The following is a 16,617-nucleotide window of genomic DNA, read 5'->3' on the forward strand; positions in this document are numbered from 1 at the left end:
GCGCCGGCGGCTGCCGGCAAGGCCGTGCGCGGTGCGGCCACGCACGGTGGAGCCTGTGCTATCGGGCTTGTCTGCTTGAACCGTAAATGTAGGCCGTGACGATATGGATCTTGTCTTCACTCAGGGTCTGACCGAAGGCGGGCATCTTGCCGTTGCGGCCGTTGCGCAGCGTGAGCGCGATCTGTTCCGCAGTGCCTCCATAGAGCCAGATACCGTTGGTCAGGTTCGGTGCGCCCATGGCCGGGTTACCCTTGCCCTCGGGGCCGTGGCAGGCGATGCAGTAGCTCTGGTAGTGCTTCTCGCCGCGGGCGGCCTTCTCCGGGTCCGCGCTGCGGTTGTTAAGGGAGAGCACGTATTCCGTAGCCTCGTAGATGCCGTCGTCGCCCAGAATATCCTTCCAGGCGGGCATGGCGGCCTGGCGGCCCATGACGATGCTGTGCTTGATGGCATCGGCAGAGCCGCCCCAGAGCCAGTCGTCATCGACCAGGTTCGGGAAACCGTAGGCGCCGCCGGCATCTAGGCCGTGACATTGAGAGCAGTTGTTGCCGTAGATGCGCATCCCCATCTTCATGACCTTCGGGTCCTTTGCAATCTCGGCCACCGGTAGAGCGAGGTAGCGATCGCGCATGGCGCGATACTTTGCATCCGCCTCGGCGACCTCATCGGCGTGCTGCTTTTCCTGGGTCCAGCCGAGGAGGCCCTGGAAATTGCCCATGCCAGGGTACATGGCGAGGTAGCCGATACCCCAGACGATGGTGAGCACGAACATCGCGAACCACCAGGCGGGCAGGGGATTGTCGTACTCCTCGATACCGTCGTACTCATGCCCCGTGGTCTCTTCCTCGCCCGAGCGCTGGCGGTTGGCGAACAGGATCCAGGTGATGCCCACGATGGTTATCACCGTGAGAATGATGACCCAGTTGCTCCAGAAGCTAGTCATTCCGTCCTTCCTCTTCCTTGGTCCGTTGCGTCGGCTCCTCGTCCGCGAAGGGCAGGTTGGCAGCCTCGTCAAAGGTCTTTTTACGTTTCTTGCTCCAGGCCCAGCTGACGACGCCGATGAAGGCGATCATCATGAACAGTGTCGACAGTCCTCGCAGGTCGTTGATATCCATGGTTCAGCGGCGCGTCTGGATAAGCGTTCCGAGGCCCTGGAGATAGGCGACCAGGGCGTCGATTTCCTTCTTGCCGGCAACCGCGGACCGTGCTCCGGCAATATCCTCGTCGGTGTAGGGCACGCCGAGCTTGCGCAATACGCTCATCTTTTTACCTGTGCTCTCGCCGTCAAGGGTGCGCTCGAAGAGCCAGGGATAGCCCGGCATGTTGGATTCGGGCACGACATCCCGGGGGTTGTAGAGATGCGCCCGGTGCCAGTCGTCACTGTAGCGCTCGCCCACCCGGGCGAGGTCCGGGCCGGTGCGCTTCGAGCCCCAGAGAAAGGGGTGGTCATAGACAAACTCACCGGCCACCGAGTAGTGGCCGTAGCGTTCCGTTTCTGCCCGCAGCGGCCGCACCATCTGCGAATGGCAGTTGTTGCAGCCCTCGCGGATGTAGATATCGCGGCCCTCGAGCTGCAGCGCCGGGTAGGGCTTGAGGCCGGCGATGGGCTCGTTGGTTTCCTTGGCAAACATCAGCGGTACCAGTTCCACCAGCGTGCCGAAGCTGATCGCCACAATGATCAGGATGATCATCAGACCGATGTTTTTCTCTACCTTCTCGTGTTGCATGGGTCAGGCTCCTGAAGCTGCACTGGCCGACGGCACCGGCGCTTGCGCCGGGACGTCCTTGCGGGTGGTCATGTAAACGTTGTAGGCCATAATCAGCATGCCGGCGAAGAAGATCGCGCCGCCGATAACGCGCACGACATAACCGGGGTAACTGGCGGCCACGGATTCCACGAAAGCGTAGGTGAGCGTGCCGTCCTGGTTATAGGCTCGCCACATGAGGCCCTGCATGATGCCGTTTACCCACATGGAGGCGATATAGAGCACGGTGCCGATCGTCGACATCCAGAAATGCACGTTGATCAGGTTGGTGCTGTACATGCGCTCCCGATTGAAGAGCGGCGGAATCAGGTGGTAGAGCGAGCCGATGGAGATCATGGCTACCCAGCCAAGGGCCCCCGAATGCACGTGACCAATGGTCCAGTCCGTGTAGTGAGACAGGGAGTTGACGGTCTTGATGGACATCATCGGCCCCTCGAAGGTCGACATGCCGTAGAAGGACAGGCTTACCACCATGAAGCGCAGGATCGGGTCGTCGCGCAGCTTATGCCAGGCGCCGGACAGGGTCATGATGCCGTTGATCATGCCGCCCCAGGACGGTGCGAGGAGAATAAGGCTCATGACCATGCCCAGGCTCTGGGCCCAGTCCGGCAGCGCCGTGTAGTGCAGGTGGTGCGGGCCGGCCCAGATATAGACGGCGACCAGAGCCCAGAAATGGACAATGGACAGGCGGTAGGAATAGACGGGCCGCTCTGCCTGCTTGGGTACGAAATAGTACATCATGCCGAGGAAGCCGGCGGTAAGGAAGAAACCCACGGCGTTGTGGCCGTACCACCACTGCACCATGGCGTCCACGGTGCCGGAATAGACGGAGTAGGACTTGGTCAGGCTCACCGGCAGCGCCGCGCTGTTGATGATGTGCAGCACAGCGACGGTGACAATAAAGGCGCCGAAAAACCAGTTCGCCACGTAGATGTGGCTGGTCTTGCGCCTGGCAATGGTACCGAAGAAGACGACGGCGTAGAGGACCCAGACGATGGCGATGAGAATGTCGATGGGCCACTCAAGCTCGGCATACTCCTTTGAGGAGGTGAAGCCGAGGGGCAGCGTGACGGCCGCCGCGACGATGACCAGCTGCCAGCCCCAGAAGGTGATCGTTGCCAGTCTGTCGGAGATGAGCCGGGTCTGGCAGGTGCGCTGGACCACATAGTAGGAGGTCGCGAACAGGGCCGAGCCGCCGAAGGCGAAGATCACCGCGTTGGTGTGTAGCGGCCGCAGGCGGCTGAAAGTGGTCCAGGGCAGGTCGAAGTTGAGGGCGGGCCAGGCAAGCTGGGCGGCGATGAGCACGCCCACCAGCATCCCCACGACCCCCCAGACCACGGTCATGATCGCGAATTGGCGCACTACCTTGTAGTTGTAAACAGGGTGCTCCAGCGCAGCGTTGAGCTCAGTCATGATGTCTTACCGTCATTCGCAGGTTGAAAATCGTCAGTTGTTGAATTCTAGTGCCTTTGCAGGCTTCCCCTTCAGGCATCCGTGAAAGCCGGGGCCGCACCGTATTCCCAGGCCAGGATGGACACCACCATGATGCAGACCAGGATCACCAGGGCGATAGCCAGGACAGCGCTGGAAAACAGGAAGCCCCGCTCCTCCGGAATATTCATTACGATGGGGATGCCGAGGTACATGAGATAAACAGACCAGCTGACGGCGGCCACGCCGATGAGCAGGTCCAGCCACAGGGTCGGATAGAAGCCTACGAGCCCCGTGACGAACAGTGGGGTGGCGGTCAGGCCCGCAATGACAATGCCCTTGGCGATCGTCGAGTCGGCGCCATAGGTATCGGACATCCAGTGGATGAAGAAGCCGATAGCAGCAACGGCCGCAACCATAACGAGGTAGAAAAGAATACTGATCTGGAAGGCACTCGCTGTGGTGAGGCGGATGGCTTCGTTATAGCTGCCCACGGTCCAGCCCACATGGCTCGTGCCGTAGTACCAGGCGATAGCCGGGAAGACGGCCATGATGCAGGGATACAGCACGAGTACGTTGCGGGACTTCTCGGGCATGGCGGCAACGGTCCGCCAGGTCGCGCTCGGCTTGGTAAGCATGCCAAACAGGTGCTGGATCATGGGTGAGTTTCTCCTGGTCTTTTATGGCGAGAGAGTCTAACGATATAGCGACAGGGGGGGTTGATGCAGGTCAAGGTGCCTTGCAAAGGCAGACGTTCCGGCCTGTCCCGGGTCATTTTACTGGAACTGGAGGGGGCTGTGGCGAGCGTCACCATGCCCCGGAGGGAGGGGTTCAGGCGCCTTCGGCGAGCCGCTGGAGTGCGTCGAGGTCGAGAATCTCGATCTCCTTGTTGTCCACGCGAAGTACGTCCATCTTCTGCATGCGGCTGAAGACCCGGCTCACCGTTTCAACGGTCAGGCCCAGATAGTTGCCGATATCCACCCGGGACATGCTCAGGCGGAACTGGGTAGCGCTCAGCTTGCGCCGGGCATTGCGGGCGGACACGCTGACAATGAGGGCGGCCACGCGCTCGTCCGCCGAACTTTTGCTGAGCAGGGTGATCAGCTGCTGGTCCTCGGTGATTTCGCGACTCATGAGCTGGAAAAAGTGTCGCTGCAGCTGCGGCATGGTCGCACTGAGCCTTTCCAGAGAGGCGAAGGGAATCTCGCAGACCGCGGCGGTTTCCAGGGCCTTGGCGGACGAGGCGTGGACGTTCTTGCTGATGCCGTCCATGCCGACGATCTCGCCCGGAAAATAGAAGCCCGTAACCTGCTCACGGCCGTCGTCGGTGGTCTGGTAGGCCTTGAGGGTACCCGCCCGGACGGCGTAGACGGATTGGAAGCCATCCCCTTCGCGGTACAGGTGGTGGCCTTTCTGCAGGGGTTTGCTGCGCTGGATGATACGGTCGAGCTCGTCCACATCCCGCGCTTCCAGGGAGAAGGGCAGGCAGATGCTGTTAAGGCGACAGTTACCGCAGCTTACCTGAAAGTCGTGAGCGCAGGATTTCTTCGAGTCCAGATGCTGCTGCTGGGTGTTCATGCGGGGTATCCTTGCTGCTTAAGGGAAAGGTAAAACCCAGTCCCGAAACTGTCAAGAAAACTTTACATTCACCCGTGTTGCGTGGAGTTAAACGGTCGCCGAGAAGCGCCGCCCCTGCTCGCGTTGCTGCCTTTCAAGGTACTCATCGAAGGGCATGCAGATGTTGCGCAGGAAAGGTCGACCGGCTTCGTGGATGCGCAGCTCCTCCTCGCTGATGGTCAGCAGGCCGTCCGCTGCGAGCGGTGCCAGCGTGTTCAACTCGCCGGCGAAATGCTCGCGGAAGCGGATGCCGAAGCGGCGCTCACAATCTTCGATATCGAGCGCCAGTTCGCAGATCAGGGTCATGATCACGTGGCGTCGCAGTTTGTCCTCGCCGGTGACCATGCAGCCGCGGTTCAGGGGCAGTTCGCCGGCGTCGATGCGGCGGTAGTAGTCGTCCAGATCGCGGGCGTTCTGCAGGTAGAAGTCGCCGATCTGGCTGATGGCGGAGACGCCGAGTCCCAGTAGATCGTCGGCCATTTGCAGCGAATAACCCTGGAAATTGCGCTGCAGCCGGCCCTCGCTCTGTGCCAGGGCCAGGTCATCTTCGGGCAGCACGTAGTGGTCCATGCCGATGTGCCGGTAACCGGCATCCTGCAAGGTAGCGCTGATCATCTGCGCCAGCACCAGCTTCTCCTCGGGCTCCGGCAAGGTCAGCCGGTCGATGGAGCGCTGCGGCTTGAAGCGCTCCGGCAGGTGGGCATAGTTATAGCAGGCAATCCGGTCCGGACGCAGGGCGATGACCTTGCGCAGGGTCTCGGGCATGCTGTTGTGGTCCTGAAACGGCAGGCCGTAGATCAGGTCGAAGGATAGCGAGCGGAAGTCGTGGCTGCGCACGCTCTCCACGAGCCGGGCCACTTGCTCGTAGGACTGGACCCGGTTTACCGCCTGCTGCACTCGCGGATCAAAGTCCTGGATGCCGAGACTCGCCCGGTTGAAGCCCACACCCTTGAGAAGCGCCATGGTGTCGACGTCGACGGTGCGTGGATCGATCTCGATGGAGTATTCCCGGTCACCGCGATCGAGGAGCCTGAAGCTGCTCGCGAGCAGGTGCATGAGTTCGGTGATTTCCGCCGGGTCCAGATAGGTCGGCGTACCGCCGCCCCAGTGCATCTGAGTGACCGGCCGCTGGTGACCGACGAGCTCGCCCTGCAGGCTGATTTCCTGCGCCAGGTGGTCGAGGTACTCGCGGGCGACGCCGCTCTTCCGGGTCACGACCTTGTTGCAGGCACAGTAATAGCAGATGTCATGGCAGAAGGGCAGATGCACATAAATGGACAAGGGCTCGGTACGCAGGCCCTGCCGGGACTGCCAGTTCAGGTAGCGCTCGAGGCGGAAGTCCTCGGTGAACTGCGGTGCCGTGGGGTAGGAGGTATAGCGCGGCCCCTGGCAGGCATACTTTTTTGCTCTGGCGATCCCGTCTCGCCAGGCAACAGGAATGTCGTAGGGCTGGTCGATGGTCTGGATGTCGTTCATGTCGGGTTGCCGCAGGCCGAATCAATGTTCCGGTGAGACTACCAGCCGGCCGGCGGGACCGCGTTGATTTACGTCAACGGGGAGGAGGCGTTCAGGTTTCCAGCGGGCGGAGCTCCCGGGCGACCTCGTCGAGGCTCCTCGGCATCCCTACGCCCCAGCCCTGCAGCAGGTCGATACCGATTTCCTGCAGCGGTGCTACGGCCTCCGGTGTCTCCACACACTCGGCAATGGTCTCCTGGCCGAGGAAATGGGCGAGGTCGTTGATGGCGCGGACCAGCGCCCGGTCCGCCTCGTTTTCGTGTATCTGGCGCACGAGGCTGCCGTCGATTTTGACGTAGTCGACCGGCAGTTGGCGCAGGTAGTCGTGGTCTGCCGGGTTGCTGCCGTAGTCGTCGAGGGAAAACTTGCAACCGACATTGCCGAGGGTGCGCACAAAATCTGCGGCCTTGGTAAGGTTCTCGGCAGCCCCTGCTTCGGTAAACTCAAAGCACAATTTGCTCGTGCCGACGCCGAATTCGGAAAGCTGGGCGAGCACATAGTCGGTGAAATCGTCGTCGCGGAGACTCTGCCCCGACAGGTTCACCGACACTTCCGGTACCTGGCGCTGCCGGTCCATGAGCGTCGAGATCCAGGCGCAGACCTCACGGATCACCCAGCGGTCAACGAGGCCCATGGCCCCGGCGCGTTCGGCCTCCTCTATGAAGGGACCGGGACTCACGGGCTCGCCATCCTCGCCGCGGACGGCGAGGAGAACTTCATAATGGCGCGAGGTCGGCTGCGCATCGTCTGCAGCCCGGCGCACGATCGGTTGCGCCCGGAGCATGAGCCTCTCTTCCCCGATGGCGTCCCGCACGGCGGCCTGCCGTGCGGCCCGGTCGCGGCCGGCCTGGCCTTCCCCGGGCCGGGCCGGCGCTGCCGCGAGGGCTCGGTTGCCGCCGGCTCCCCGGGCCTCGTCGAGGGCGCCCCGGGCGACCTCAAGAACGCTGGCGGCGCTGTCCGTGGCGACATCGATGGGGCTGACACCGATGGACACGGTAAAAGTGATCGCCTCGCCGGCGACTTCCAGCGGCTCTCGGGCAAAGTCGCCGCAGAGCGTCTCGGCGAGGGCCAGCGATTCCTCCCGGTCGCGATAGAGGAGCAGGATGCCGAACTGGTCGTCGCCGAGGCGACCCGTGAGGGAGCGCCGCTCATGCAGGCGGGAAAGCCGCTGGGCGAACTCCGCCAGGATGCGGTCGCCATCTACCTGGTCGTAGAGTTCGTCGACCAGGTGGAAGGCGTCGATGGCCAGGCACAGGAACCCGTGCCGGGCTTCCTGCTGTTGCGCATGCTGAACCGCGCGCTCCAGCTCCTTGAGCAGGCGCCGGTCTCCGGGAAGGGTGGTGACGGCGTCGCGCTCCCGCGCCGCGCCGAGTTCTTCCCGCGCGCCGGCGAGCGTATCGAAGACGCTGCGGTGGAGCAGAGACATTCCCTCCACCGGGGCCGGAGGCTTGAGACCGTGGGACAGCTTGCGCGCAAGCTGCAGCCGGCTCAGCTCGGCGATCTTCCTGCCCTGATCATTGACGAAAACGTAGCGCTCTCCGTCCTTGCTGATCCACGCCAGCCGCATGCGCCGACGCTCGCCGTCGGCGCCGCGGTAGCTTATCACGGTGCCCGCGCGCAGGTCTTCAACACGTTTGAGCCAGCGGCGTAGCCGGGGCAGGTCGTCGAGGCGCGCCTCGGGAATGGTGCCGTCCGCGGGCGGCTCCGGCGCCGGACTGGTTTCCAGCGGCTGCTGACCGCCGGCGATGTCGAGGATTTCCCGCAGCACGGCACTGTGCGCCACGTTCCCCGGCTGAGCTGCACGGATGGCCTCGTCCACCTCCCGCACAGCCGGCTGGACGGCGCGGGCCCGGGCGAGGTCACCATCGCCATCGCCGGCCGCTTGCAGGACGGAACGAAGTTCCCCGAGACGCCCGGCAAGCTGCGCCCAGTCGTGAGAGTCTGTTCCCTCGCGCAGGGCCGTCTGTACCAGCAGGTCGCGGAAGCCGGCGTCGAGCAGTTCCAGCAGGGCCCGCGGTGCGCGCTCGCCGCCAAGCGTGTCGGCGATGAAGGCGGCGACATGGCGGTGCGCAGCCCGCAGCTGTTCCTGGCCGGCCATGCCGTCGACAACCCGCTGCACGTTGCGCTCGACGGTGCCCTCCTGCTGGGCGAGCAGGTCGCCGAGTTCTTCCCCGGCGCGCTCGAAAACCTCTGCATCGCCGTCGTAGTCTGTGGCAATGCGCTCCGTCAGCGCGGCAATGCGGCGGGCGAGTCCGGGGTTCGGGTAGTTGCCCGGCGCGGCGAGGCGTGCGAGGGCGTCGATCACCTGGTGGGCAGGGTTTTCGGCGTCAGCGAAAACCGTTGGTTCCCGCAGCGCGAGCCGCGCCAGGGGCACGCGCAGGCGCTCGAGGTCGGGTTGCAGGCGGGCATTGATGACGTCGCCGCGGCCGAGGCGTTCGAACACCGAGTCCACGAAGGCAAGCTGACCGTCGGCGTTGCTTCCGGGTTCGCTGCCTTCGGCATCGAGACGCTCGCGCAGGCTGCTCGCAGCGGCCGGTTCCTGGTGCTGTAGACGGGCGAGCATGGCCTCGAGCTCTTCCTCGCTCGCTCGCTCCCCGGCGCCGGGGTTCTCGGGGCGGACCAGCGCATGCTGGAGGGCGCTGTGAAGTTCCTTCGGCTCCAGGCGCGGCTGCTGCGCCGTGCGCCCGCCCATGCCCGAGCTGCGGCGGGGTCCGGAGGCGACGCGCCGCTCGCTGCGTGCCGAGCGGTGTCTCTGGTCCCCCTGCTCCGTTGCGCCAGAGGGTTCCGGGGTGTCGCTCTCCCCTGGAGCCTGTTCTTTGAGGTGGGGCGTATGCTCGCTGGTGCGATGCAGGATGGATCCGGTGCGGTTGAGTGCTTTCTCCAGGTCCGGCCGCAGCCCGCTGGCCGCGAGCTTTCCGTTGAGCGCGCCGTAGAAGCCGTCAAGGCAGCGCATGACCAGGCGGTGGAACAGGTTCAAGGCATCGACGAGCGGCGCCTCAGCAAAGCCGACGGCGCGGAGGCCCTCATCGACGGCGCGGCATAGATACAGAGGATGGAAGGGCGTCTTCACCCCTGCGGCGCCGAAGCCGAGTAAATCACCGGTGCGCAGGGTCAGTGCCTCAAGCTCGAGGCGGTAGCGATCCAGTGCCTCGCTGACCATGCGGTCGATAGCGAGTCTCTCCTCCATCTCCATGAAACCGACCAGGCCCAGGGCCGTGGCCATGGCGTCGGTGGTGCCGTCCCCGGCGTCCCGCTCCGGGTTGGCCAGGCTCGTGGCGAGGCGCTTGCGGAAGGTGCCGACGAGGGTGTCGCTATCACGTTTGAGGAACCCGAGGGCATCGTGGTATTGCTGCCTGTCATAGGTGCCGCGCCCGGGGGTTGTCGCCAGTTCGAACAAACGGTCACCGAGGTCCACGAGATAGGCGCGGAGGAGGTCTTCGAGTTGTCCCGTGCCGTCGTCCATGAAATGGGCGAGCAGGCGCCCTGCACCTGCGCTGTCGTAGGGGAAGTCGGCGGGCATGCCCAGCCCCGCGGCGGCGGCGGCGGTGAAAGCCCCGGTGATCGTGAGGTCGAGGCCGTTGCCCGCCATGCCGTTCAGGGCGACCGGGTAGGATGCTGCGGTCTGCGGATCATCGCCGACAAGGAGCTTACCGGGCTGATCTTCTGGCCAGCTGTCGAAAAGCGCGTCGTCGCTGGTGAAAACGACGGCGCGGGCGCCGCCAATGGCCAACTGGCCTGCGCTGAGGGCGCCGCCCGGTAGCTGCAGCCATGCCCGCAGGGCCGTGGGATCCGGGCGCTGGGAGCTGTCCATAGCGTTGTGTAGTCCAGGCGCTGAGTATGGCGGACCATAGCGCGGGTCCGCGCTCCAGACAAGCATTGGCGCGGCAGCATTAGCGCGGTGGCGGTGGTATCGCTATCATGGCGGCGTGCCGAGGAAGGAATCCATGGACGAGCGGTCGATCCACCTCGAACCTGGCTGGCTGGCGTTGCTCCGGGACGAGTTCGAACAACCCTACACGCGCCAGCTGTCGGCGTTTCTACGGGAGCGTCGGCGGGCGGGAAGGCGGATCTTTCCGCCCGGGCCGGAATTGTTCAATGCCTTCTGGTACACGCCGCCAGAGCGGGTCTCCGTGGTGATCCTCGGGCAGGACCCCTATCACGGCCCGGGACAGGCCCACGGGCTGTGCTTCTCGGTGCGACCGGGGGTGCCCGTGCCGCCGTCGCTGCGCAACATCTACCGGGAACGCCACGACGACCTGGGCATTGCGCCCGCGGACCACGGCTCACTGGTGGCCTGGGCCCGGCGCGGGGTTCTTCTCCTGAACAGCGTACTCACGGTGGAGGAGGGGAAGGCCGGCGCCCACCAGGGCAAGGGCTGGGAGCGCTTCACGGACCGGGTCATAGCCATCCTCAATAACGGGGACCGCGGGCTGGTATTCATGCTCTGGGGAAGTTACGCACAGAAAAAGGGGGCGCAGATCGATGAGCGGCGGCATTGCGTGCTGCGTGCGCCGCATCCCTCGCCGCTGTCTGCCCACCGTGGGTTCCTGGGCTGCCGGCATTTCAGCCAGGGCAATGCCTGGCTTGCCGCGCGCGGCGCCGTACCCGTGGACTGGCGCCTGCCGCCGCTCGCTGAGGCGGAGCGTCTTGTTGCTCAGCCGGCCTCGTCGGGGTAGGGCAGCGGGCAGGGTGCCAGGCCCTCACCGGCGGCACTCGTCAGGGGCTGTTCCAGGTCTTCCACCCGGACGAGAGCGGCGATCCAGCTGATGCCGTGGCTGTCGCGCACGGCGCGAAGGACCTCGCCCCGAGCGTGACCGCCGCTGTCGAGGAGTGACTCGCCCGATGCCGGGAGCGCCTCGGGCCTGCCCTGCCACAAGCCCCAGCGCTTCTTTGCCCGTCCCCGATAGTGCAGCCGGGCGACCACTTCCTGCCCGGTGTAGCAGCCCTTGCGGAAACTCACGAGCCCCGCGCGATCATAGTTCAGCGCCTGGGGTAGCTGCGTTTCCTGCTGACCCTCACCGAGGCGCAGAAGTCCCCGGCGCAGCTCGAGGGCCCGCCAGTCTGCCTCGGTGCCGCTGCCGGCCGCCTCGAGACGGGTCCGCAAGGCACGTCCGCGCTCGCCGGAAAGATACAGCTCGAACGCTTCATCTTCCCCGTCGCAGCGCACTGCCAGCCAGCCGTCGCCGGCCAGCCAGCTGTTGGCTTCTTCGGGGCTGGCGCCCGCCGCCCCGGTGAGCAGCGTGGCGGCGCCCGTGCCCCAGAGTGCGCAGGGCTGCCAGCGGTCGCGGGCCGGCTCGACGGCAATGCGCGAGAACCTGGCGTAACGCCCGAGTACCGTGGCCGTATGCGCCGCCAGGGCTTCGCTCACGCGGAGCAGGCCGCGGTCCCCTTCGGGCAGCAGCAGACGCAGGTCCGTGACTACCCGGCCCCGGGCGTTGCAGAGGGCTCCGGACACGCTCCGCCCCGGGCCCGCGTCGCGGGTGTCGCAGGTAAGCTGGCCCTGCAGAAAGGCTGCGATGCCCGCGCCCTCGAGGGCCAGAATGCTGTCTTCACCGAGTTCGCAGAACTGGCTGTTCGTCATGCGCTACCTCCTGGCACTGCATCTACGTCGGGTACGGACGCGTTATACTGCGCCCCCACTGATTCCTGGAGTGATGGCGATGATACGGGAAAACGATCACCAGCGGATGCGCTGGGCGAGCCGCCGCGGCATGCTCGAGCTCGACCTGGTGCTCGCCCCCTATGTAGAGGAGGTGTATGCGACGCTCAGTGAACAGGAGCGTGCCTGCTACCAGCGCCTTATGGAATGTGAGGATCAGGAGCTTTACGCCTGGTTTCTGGGTCGCGAAGAACCCGAAGACCCGGCGCTGGCCGGGCTGGTCCGCCGGATCATCGCGCATAAACGCGCCGGCGGTGCCCAGGTCGATCCTAGGGCGTGAGGATCGTGTCCCGGGGCTCCGGGAGCAGGGCGGGGTAGTCGAGGGTGTAGTGGAGCCCGCGGCTCTCGCGGCGGGAGCGGGCGCAGCGGATCATAAGCTCGGCTACCATCGCCAGGTTGCGCAGCTCCAGCAGGTCGTTGCTGATCTTGTAATTGCTGTAGTACTCGGCGATCTCCGCCTGCAGTAGTTCCGCCCGGTGCAGCGCCCGCTCGAGGCGCTTGTTCGTCCGTACGATGCCGACATAGTCCCACATGAAGCGCCTGAGTTCGTCCCAGTTGTGCGAGATCACGACATCTTCGTCAGAGTCTGTCACCTGGCTTTCGTCCCAGGGCGGCAGCGCCGGGGCGACCGGGGTGCTGCTCCGGGTGGCGGCGATGTCCGCCGCCGCGGCGCGGGCGAAGACGATGCACTCCAGCAGTGAGTTGCTGGCCATGCGATTGGCCCCGTGGAGGCCGGTGAAGGAACACTCCCCGATCGCATAGAGGCCGGCCACGTCGCTGCGGCCGCTGCGATTGACGACGATGCCGCCGCAGGTGTAGTGGGCCGCGGGTACCACGGGGATGGGCTCTGCGGCGATGTCGATGCCGAACTCCAGGCAGCGTGCCATGATCGTGGGGAAGTGGGCCTCGAGGAACTCCCGGGGCTTGTGGCTGATGTCGAGGTAGACGCAGTCCACGCCGAGGCGCTTCATCTCGTGGTCGATGGCCCGGGCCACAACGTCCCGCGGCGCCAGCTCGGCGCGCTCGTCGAAGCGCGGCATGAAGCGCTCCCCGTCCGGCAGCCGCAGCACGGCGCCCTCGCCGCGCAGCGCTTCGGAAACCAGGAAGGATTTTGCCCGGGGGTGGTACAGGCAGGTGGGATGAAACTGGTTGAACTCGAGGTTGCCCACGCGGCAGCCTGCCCGCCAGGCCATGGCGATGCCGTCGCCGCTGGCCCCGTCCGGGTTACTGGTATACAGATAGGCCTTGCTTGCCCCGCCGGTGGCCAGGATCACCGCCGGGGCCTGAAACAGGTCCACGTGTTCGGAGGCAAGGTCGAGGATGTACGCGCCGTGGCAGTGTCCGTCGCGGACGACCAGATCAACCGCAATGCGGTCCGTGAAGACTTCGATATTCCCCGCCGCGTGGACACGCTCGCCAAGAACATCGCCGATGGCGCGGCCCGTCTGGTCTGCGGCGTGAATAATACGACGGTGGCTGTGGCCGCCTTCCATGGTCAGATGGAACTCCTGCCCCTGGTCAGCTCCGCGGCGGTCGAAGTGAACGCCCTGGGCGACCAGCCAGTCAACGCAGGCGCGGCTGTTGGCCACCGTGTATTCGACAACATCCCGGTGACAAAGACCGCCGCCGGCCTGGAGCGTGTCCTCAACGTGTGAGGCGATGCTGTCACGGTCGTGGAGTACCGCTGCCATGCCACCCTGGGCCCAGTAGGTCGAGCCCTGCTCGAGATCGCCCTTGGTCAGTACGGCGACGCGCAGCGTCGACGGCAGGCTGAGCGCTGCGGTCAGACCCGCGGCGCCACTGCCGAGCACAAGGACGTCGTGTTGCCAATGCGTGCCCATCAGCGTGGTGCCGGGACGGGCAGGTGCAGGCGCACGGAACTGGGTTCTGGAAAGTGCAAAAGCGGGCGTGCCGTGAGAAGCTTGCCGCGAGTATAAACGAGCCGCTCGCGCATTGGTAAAGGCATTCGGTGACTGACTTTTCGGCAATTGTTGGCAGCGCCGCGGCGCTGGGACGGCGCAGCGGTGAACTTACCTGCGGTGCCGCGGTCTATGGGGTCAGCCACAGGGAAGGGCCTCGGGACGGCGGCGCCGGCGCCGGGTCGCGACGTAGCAGGGAGAGCCAGCGCCGGTGACGGCCGAAGCGACGGACAAGCAACTGGTCGACCGGGTGCAGCGGGGGGATAAGCGCGCCTTTGATCTGCTGGTGCTTAAGTACCAGCATCGTATCCTTGGGCTGATCAGCCGCTACATTCACGATGCGGACGAGGTTCAGGATGTCGCTCAGGAGGCCTTTATCAAGGCCTACCGGGCCCTGCCGGGGTTCCGCGGAGACAGCGCTTTTTACACCTGGCTGTACCGCATTGCGACCAACACCGCGAAAAACCATCTGGTATCGCGGTCCCGGCGGCCCCCGGGTGCAGACGTGGAGGTTGAGGATGCCGAGCAGTACGAGAGCGGTGGTGCGCTCCGGGATCTCGAGAACCCGGAGAATGCGCTTTTCGGTGAGGAGCTGAGGTCGGTGGTGGAGGCCGCTATCGACGACTTGCCGGAAGATTTGCGGACTGCGGTAACGTTGCGTGAATTTGATGGTCTCAGTTACGAGGACATCGCCGAGGTTATGGGTTGCCCCGTGGGCACCGTGCGTTCGCGTATTTTCCGCGCCCGCGAGTCCATCGACGTCCGGGTCCGGGCTCAGCTTGCCGGTGAGGCGGCCCCGGAGCGAAGAAAACACCAGTGAATGGTTGGAGTAAGGCATGAACGAGGCACTGCGCGAAGCTCTGTCAGCGGTTATGGACGGGGAGGGGGACGACCTCGCCCTGCGCCGACTTCTGGCACGTTCCGACGACCCGGCGCTGCGGGCGGCCTGGTCCCGCTACCACGTTGCCCGCGACGCGCTCCAGGGACACACCGCCGCGGTCAACGTGGATATTTCAGCGGCTGTGCGCCAGGCGGTGGACGCGGAGGCTGCTCCGCGGCGTCCTGGCGGCAACTGGCGCTCGGTGGCCAGCTTCGCCATCGCCGCGTCGGTGACCGCCGTCGTCGTGCTGGGCGGCCGCGAGCTCGCCGGAGTCGGCGACCCATCGGGCGCGGCGCCGCTGGCGTCACCGGTGGGGCTGGTGAATACCCTCGGGGCTTCCCCGGTGCGGGCGAGCTACGGTGCCCGTCCGGCACCGGCGCTGCAGCCTGCCGCTGCCGACGCTTATGAAGAACTGGCGCGGCAGCGCCTGCGCCTCTACAGCCAGGAGCACGCCGAGCAGGCGGCACTGAACACGCCCCAGGGTCTCATTCCCTTTGCGCGGGTGCCGGAGATCAATCGTTGAGAGGGGGGGTCGCTGTCCTGCGCTGGCTGCTTGCGCTGTCGCTGACGGCGACCGGGTCGGCGGCCCTTGCGCAAGCCTGCCCCGCGACGAACCCGGAGGCGATCGCGTTGCTCGAGGCGTTTGCCCGGCGCGCCGAGGCCGTCAGTTATGAGGGCGTACTGACGCTTCAGCGCGGCAACAGCCTGCGCATGATGTCCCTTCGTCACGGGGTAGCCGATGCGCGCGTGTCTGAGGACCTCACCCTACTGTCCGGTCAGGAAGCCCGTATCGTGCGCGGTGAGCATCCTCTCGATTGCGAGCACCCGGGGCACCGCCTGCTGCGCCTGGCCGTGGCCCCGGAACAGGGTGCTTGCGGCCTCGCGGGGCACTACCGGATCAGTACGGCGCCGGGCGAACGTGTCGCCGGGCGCCACGCGGTGCGTCTGCTTCTGCAGCCGCGGGACCTCTATCGCTATGGCTATGTTTTCGAACTCGACCGGGAGTCTGCGGTGCTTCTGAAGGGCACCATCCTCGGTGCCGGCGGCCGGCCCCTCGAACAGTTCCAGTTCGCCAGCGTCAGCGTCGGGGCCGACGCTGACGCCGACGCCGAACGGCCCCCGGCTGCCGTTATTCATCAGGCGGCACATCCGCACCCGGCCCTGCCCCGCGAGGACGGCGACTCCGGCCTTCGCTGGGCGCCGGGCTGGCTTCCGGCGGGCTTCGTGGCTACGGATGCAGCCGGTGTGCACAGTGTGCACCGCTCCTACACGGACGGTATGGCGACCTTCTCGGTCTTTGTCGAGAGCCTCGGTGAGGCGCTGCGCCCGGGGGAGGGGGTCGTTCGCGAGGGCAGCACCGTGTCCTACACGCGCGGTCTCACCCTGGGCACCGCCCCGGTGCTGGTCACGGTCCTCGGAGAGATTCCCGTCAATACCGCCCGCATGGTCGCGGACGCGGTCCGGCAGGTGCGCTGAGCATGCTGCGGGAAACGGGCCGGGTTGTTGCTGTGGAAGCGTGCAGCGTGTGGGTGGAGACAATACGCAAGAGTACCTGCGGTGCCTGCGCTGCCAGGAAGGGCTGCGGGCACGGGTTGCTCGAGCGCTACGCCAGCGGTCGTCGCGGTCTGGTCCGGGTCCTGCCGGGCTCCCGGCTGGCGCCCGCAGACTGTCGCATCGACGATCAGGTTATCATTGAGCTCCCGGAGGACGTGGTGCTGCGCAGTTCACTGATCGTCTATGCTCTCCCGCTCATGACCCTGCTGGCCGGCGCGGCGCTGCCGGCGCTGGGGGGCGTCTCCGGCGACGTCCCGGCTGCGGCAGGTGCCGCGGCGG

The 16,617-nt window shown here is 65.7% G+C and carries 16 protein-coding genes; 6 read left to right on the top strand and 10 right to left on the bottom strand.

The window, feature by feature from the left end; translation table 11 throughout:
• Positions 1 to 58: 58 nt before the first annotated feature.
• The 8 genes from ccoP to HRUBRA_RS11575 all read right to left on the bottom strand — a co-directional run bounded on the left by ccoP (position 59) and on the right by HRUBRA_RS11575 (position 10,137).
• Positions 59 to 940, bottom strand: coding sequence for a cytochrome-c oxidase, cbb3-type subunit III (gene ccoP / locus HRUBRA_RS11540; RefSeq protein ID WP_035517372.1), 882 nt, complete (start codon positions 938 to 940; stop codon positions 59 to 61).
• Positions 933 to 1,112 (bottom strand): CcoQ/FixQ family Cbb3-type cytochrome c oxidase assembly chaperone, encoded by a 180-nt coding sequence (locus tag HRUBRA_RS11545; RefSeq protein WP_035517374.1) that lies wholly within the window; start codon positions 1,110 to 1,112, stop codon positions 933 to 935. Before HRUBRA_RS11545 ends, ccoP begins: the two co-directional genes overlap by 8 nt.
• 3 nt (positions 1,113 to 1,115) lie before the next feature.
• The gene (ccoO, locus tag HRUBRA_RS11550) at positions 1,116 to 1,724 is read right to left on the bottom strand and encodes a cytochrome-c oxidase, cbb3-type subunit II (RefSeq protein WP_035517376.1); all 609 of its coding nucleotides are present in this window, start codon (positions 1,722 to 1,724) and stop codon (positions 1,116 to 1,118) included.
• Between the two features lie 3 nt (positions 1,725 to 1,727).
• On the bottom strand, positions 1,728 to 3,176 hold the full coding sequence (gene ccoN / locus HRUBRA_RS11555; RefSeq protein ID WP_035517379.1) for a cytochrome-c oxidase, cbb3-type subunit I: 1,449 nt from the start codon (positions 3,174 to 3,176) through the stop codon (positions 1,728 to 1,730).
• Between the two features lie 71 nt (positions 3,177 to 3,247).
• Positions 3,248 to 3,853: a Yip1 family protein gene (locus HRUBRA_RS11560; RefSeq protein WP_035517382.1), complete on the bottom strand. Its 606-nt coding sequence runs from the start codon at positions 3,851 to 3,853 to the stop codon at positions 3,248 to 3,250.
• A 172-nt stretch (positions 3,854 to 4,025) separates the two neighbouring features.
• Positions 4,026 to 4,772, bottom strand: coding sequence for a fumarate/nitrate reduction transcriptional regulator Fnr (gene fnr / locus HRUBRA_RS11565; RefSeq protein WP_035517384.1), 747 nt, complete (start codon positions 4,770 to 4,772; stop codon positions 4,026 to 4,028).
• Between the two features lie 87 nt (positions 4,773 to 4,859).
• On the bottom strand, positions 4,860 to 6,287 hold the full coding sequence (gene hemN, locus HRUBRA_RS11570) for an oxygen-independent coproporphyrinogen III oxidase (protein ID WP_052094761.1): 1,428 nt from the start codon (positions 6,285 to 6,287) through the stop codon (positions 4,860 to 4,862).
• 91 nt (positions 6,288 to 6,378) lie between these two features.
• Positions 6,379 to 10,137, bottom strand: a complete 3,759-nt coding sequence (locus tag HRUBRA_RS11575; RefSeq protein ID WP_035517387.1) for a DUF1631 family protein — start codon at positions 10,135 to 10,137, stop codon at positions 6,379 to 6,381.
• A gap of 133 nt (positions 10,138 to 10,270) precedes the next feature.
• Here HRUBRA_RS11575 and ung point away from each other — a divergent pair, with 133 nt between their 5' ends.
• Positions 10,271 to 11,002 carry a uracil-DNA glycosylase gene (gene ung / locus HRUBRA_RS11580; RefSeq protein WP_035517390.1) on the top strand — a complete coding sequence of 244 codons (732 nt, stop codon included), beginning with the start codon at positions 10,271 to 10,273 and terminating at the stop codon, positions 11,000 to 11,002.
• Here ung and ygfZ read toward each other — a convergent pair.
• Complete coding sequence (gene ygfZ / locus HRUBRA_RS14760; RefSeq protein ID WP_052094763.1) at positions 10,981 to 11,907, bottom strand: CAF17-like 4Fe-4S cluster assembly/insertion protein YgfZ; 927 nt, start codon at positions 11,905 to 11,907, stop codon at positions 10,981 to 10,983. The genes ung and ygfZ overlap by 22 nt on opposite strands.
• Positions 11,908 to 11,986: 79 nt before the next feature.
• Between ygfZ and HRUBRA_RS11590 the strand changes: the two genes are divergently transcribed.
• Entirely contained in the window at positions 11,987 to 12,265 is a 279-nt protein-coding gene (locus HRUBRA_RS11590) for an FAD assembly factor SdhE (protein ID WP_035517393.1), read from the top strand.
• On the opposite strand, the gene nadB is transcribed toward HRUBRA_RS11590, so the two are convergent.
• Positions 12,255 to 13,826 (bottom strand): L-aspartate oxidase, encoded by a 1,572-nt coding sequence (gene nadB / locus HRUBRA_RS11595; RefSeq protein ID WP_035517395.1) that lies wholly within the window; start codon positions 13,824 to 13,826, stop codon positions 12,255 to 12,257. The genes HRUBRA_RS11590 and nadB overlap by 11 nt on opposite strands.
• A 289-nt stretch (positions 13,827 to 14,115) precedes the next feature.
• On the opposite strand from nadB, the gene rpoE reads away from it, so the two are divergent.
• The 4 genes from rpoE to HRUBRA_RS14765 all read left to right on the top strand — a co-directional run.
• Positions 14,116 to 14,724, top strand: a complete 609-nt coding sequence (rpoE, locus tag HRUBRA_RS11600; RefSeq protein ID WP_035517398.1) for an RNA polymerase sigma factor RpoE — start codon at positions 14,116 to 14,118, stop codon at positions 14,722 to 14,724.
• A gap of 16 nt (positions 14,725 to 14,740) precedes the next feature.
• Positions 14,741 to 15,307 carry a sigma-E factor negative regulatory protein gene (locus HRUBRA_RS11605; RefSeq protein WP_035517399.1) on the top strand — a complete coding sequence of 189 codons (567 nt, stop codon included), beginning with the start codon at positions 14,741 to 14,743 and terminating at the stop codon, positions 15,305 to 15,307.
• Positions 15,304 to 16,260 (top strand): MucB/RseB C-terminal domain-containing protein, encoded by a 957-nt coding sequence (locus HRUBRA_RS11610; protein WP_035517401.1) that lies wholly within the window; start codon positions 15,304 to 15,306, stop codon positions 16,258 to 16,260. The genes HRUBRA_RS11605 and HRUBRA_RS11610 overlap by 4 nt, the downstream gene beginning before the upstream one ends.
• Positions 16,261 to 16,262: 2 nt before the next feature.
• On the top strand, positions 16,263 to 16,617 hold a 355-nt coding region (locus HRUBRA_RS14765; protein ID WP_144244463.1), incomplete at its 3' end, for a SoxR reducing system RseC family protein.

Origin of the sequence: Pseudohaliea rubra DSM 19751, from assembly GCF_000764025.1 — a bacterium.
In the GTDB taxonomy this organism is placed as follows: domain Bacteria; phylum Pseudomonadota; class Gammaproteobacteria; order Pseudomonadales; family Halieaceae; genus Pseudohaliea; species Pseudohaliea rubra.

Excerpts from the sequence above, each read along its gene's own strand:
- ccoP (WP_035517372.1), bottom strand. The coding sequence starts at position 940 with ATGACTAGCTTCTGGAGCAACTGGGTCATCATTCTCACGGTGATAACC.
- HRUBRA_RS11545 (WP_035517374.1), bottom strand. The coding sequence starts at position 1,112 with ATGGATATCAACGACCTGCGAGGACTGTCGACACTGTTCATGATGATC.
- ccoO (WP_035517376.1), bottom strand. The coding sequence starts at position 1,724 with ATGCAACACGAGAAGGTAGAGAAAAACATCGGTCTGATGATCATCCTG.
- ccoN (WP_035517379.1), bottom strand. The coding sequence starts at position 3,176 with ATGACTGAGCTCAACGCTGCGCTGGAGCACCCTGTTTACAACTACAAG.
- HRUBRA_RS11560 (WP_035517382.1), bottom strand. The coding sequence starts at position 3,853 with ATGATCCAGCACCTGTTTGGCATGCTTACCAAGCCGAGCGCGACCTGG.
- fnr (WP_035517384.1), bottom strand. The coding sequence starts at position 4,772 with ATGAACACCCAGCAGCAGCATCTGGACTCGAAGAAATCCTGCGCTCAC.
- hemN (WP_052094761.1), bottom strand. The coding sequence starts at position 6,287 with ATGAACGACATCCAGACCATCGACCAGCCCTACGACATTCCTGTTGCC.
- HRUBRA_RS11575 (WP_035517387.1), bottom strand. The coding sequence starts at position 10,137 with ATGGACAGCTCCCAGCGCCCGGATCCCACGGCCCTGCGGGCATGGCTG.
- ung (WP_035517390.1), top strand. The coding sequence starts at position 10,271 with ATGGACGAGCGGTCGATCCACCTCGAACCTGGCTGGCTGGCGTTGCTC.
- ygfZ (WP_052094763.1), bottom strand. The coding sequence starts at position 11,907 with ATGACGAACAGCCAGTTCTGCGAACTCGGTGAAGACAGCATTCTGGCC.
- HRUBRA_RS11590 (WP_035517393.1), top strand. The coding sequence starts at position 11,987 with ATGATACGGGAAAACGATCACCAGCGGATGCGCTGGGCGAGCCGCCGC.
- nadB (WP_035517395.1), bottom strand. The coding sequence starts at position 13,826 with ATGGGCACGCATTGGCAACACGACGTCCTTGTGCTCGGCAGTGGCGCC.
- HRUBRA_RS11605 (WP_035517399.1), top strand. The coding sequence starts at position 14,741 with ATGAACGAGGCACTGCGCGAAGCTCTGTCAGCGGTTATGGACGGGGAG.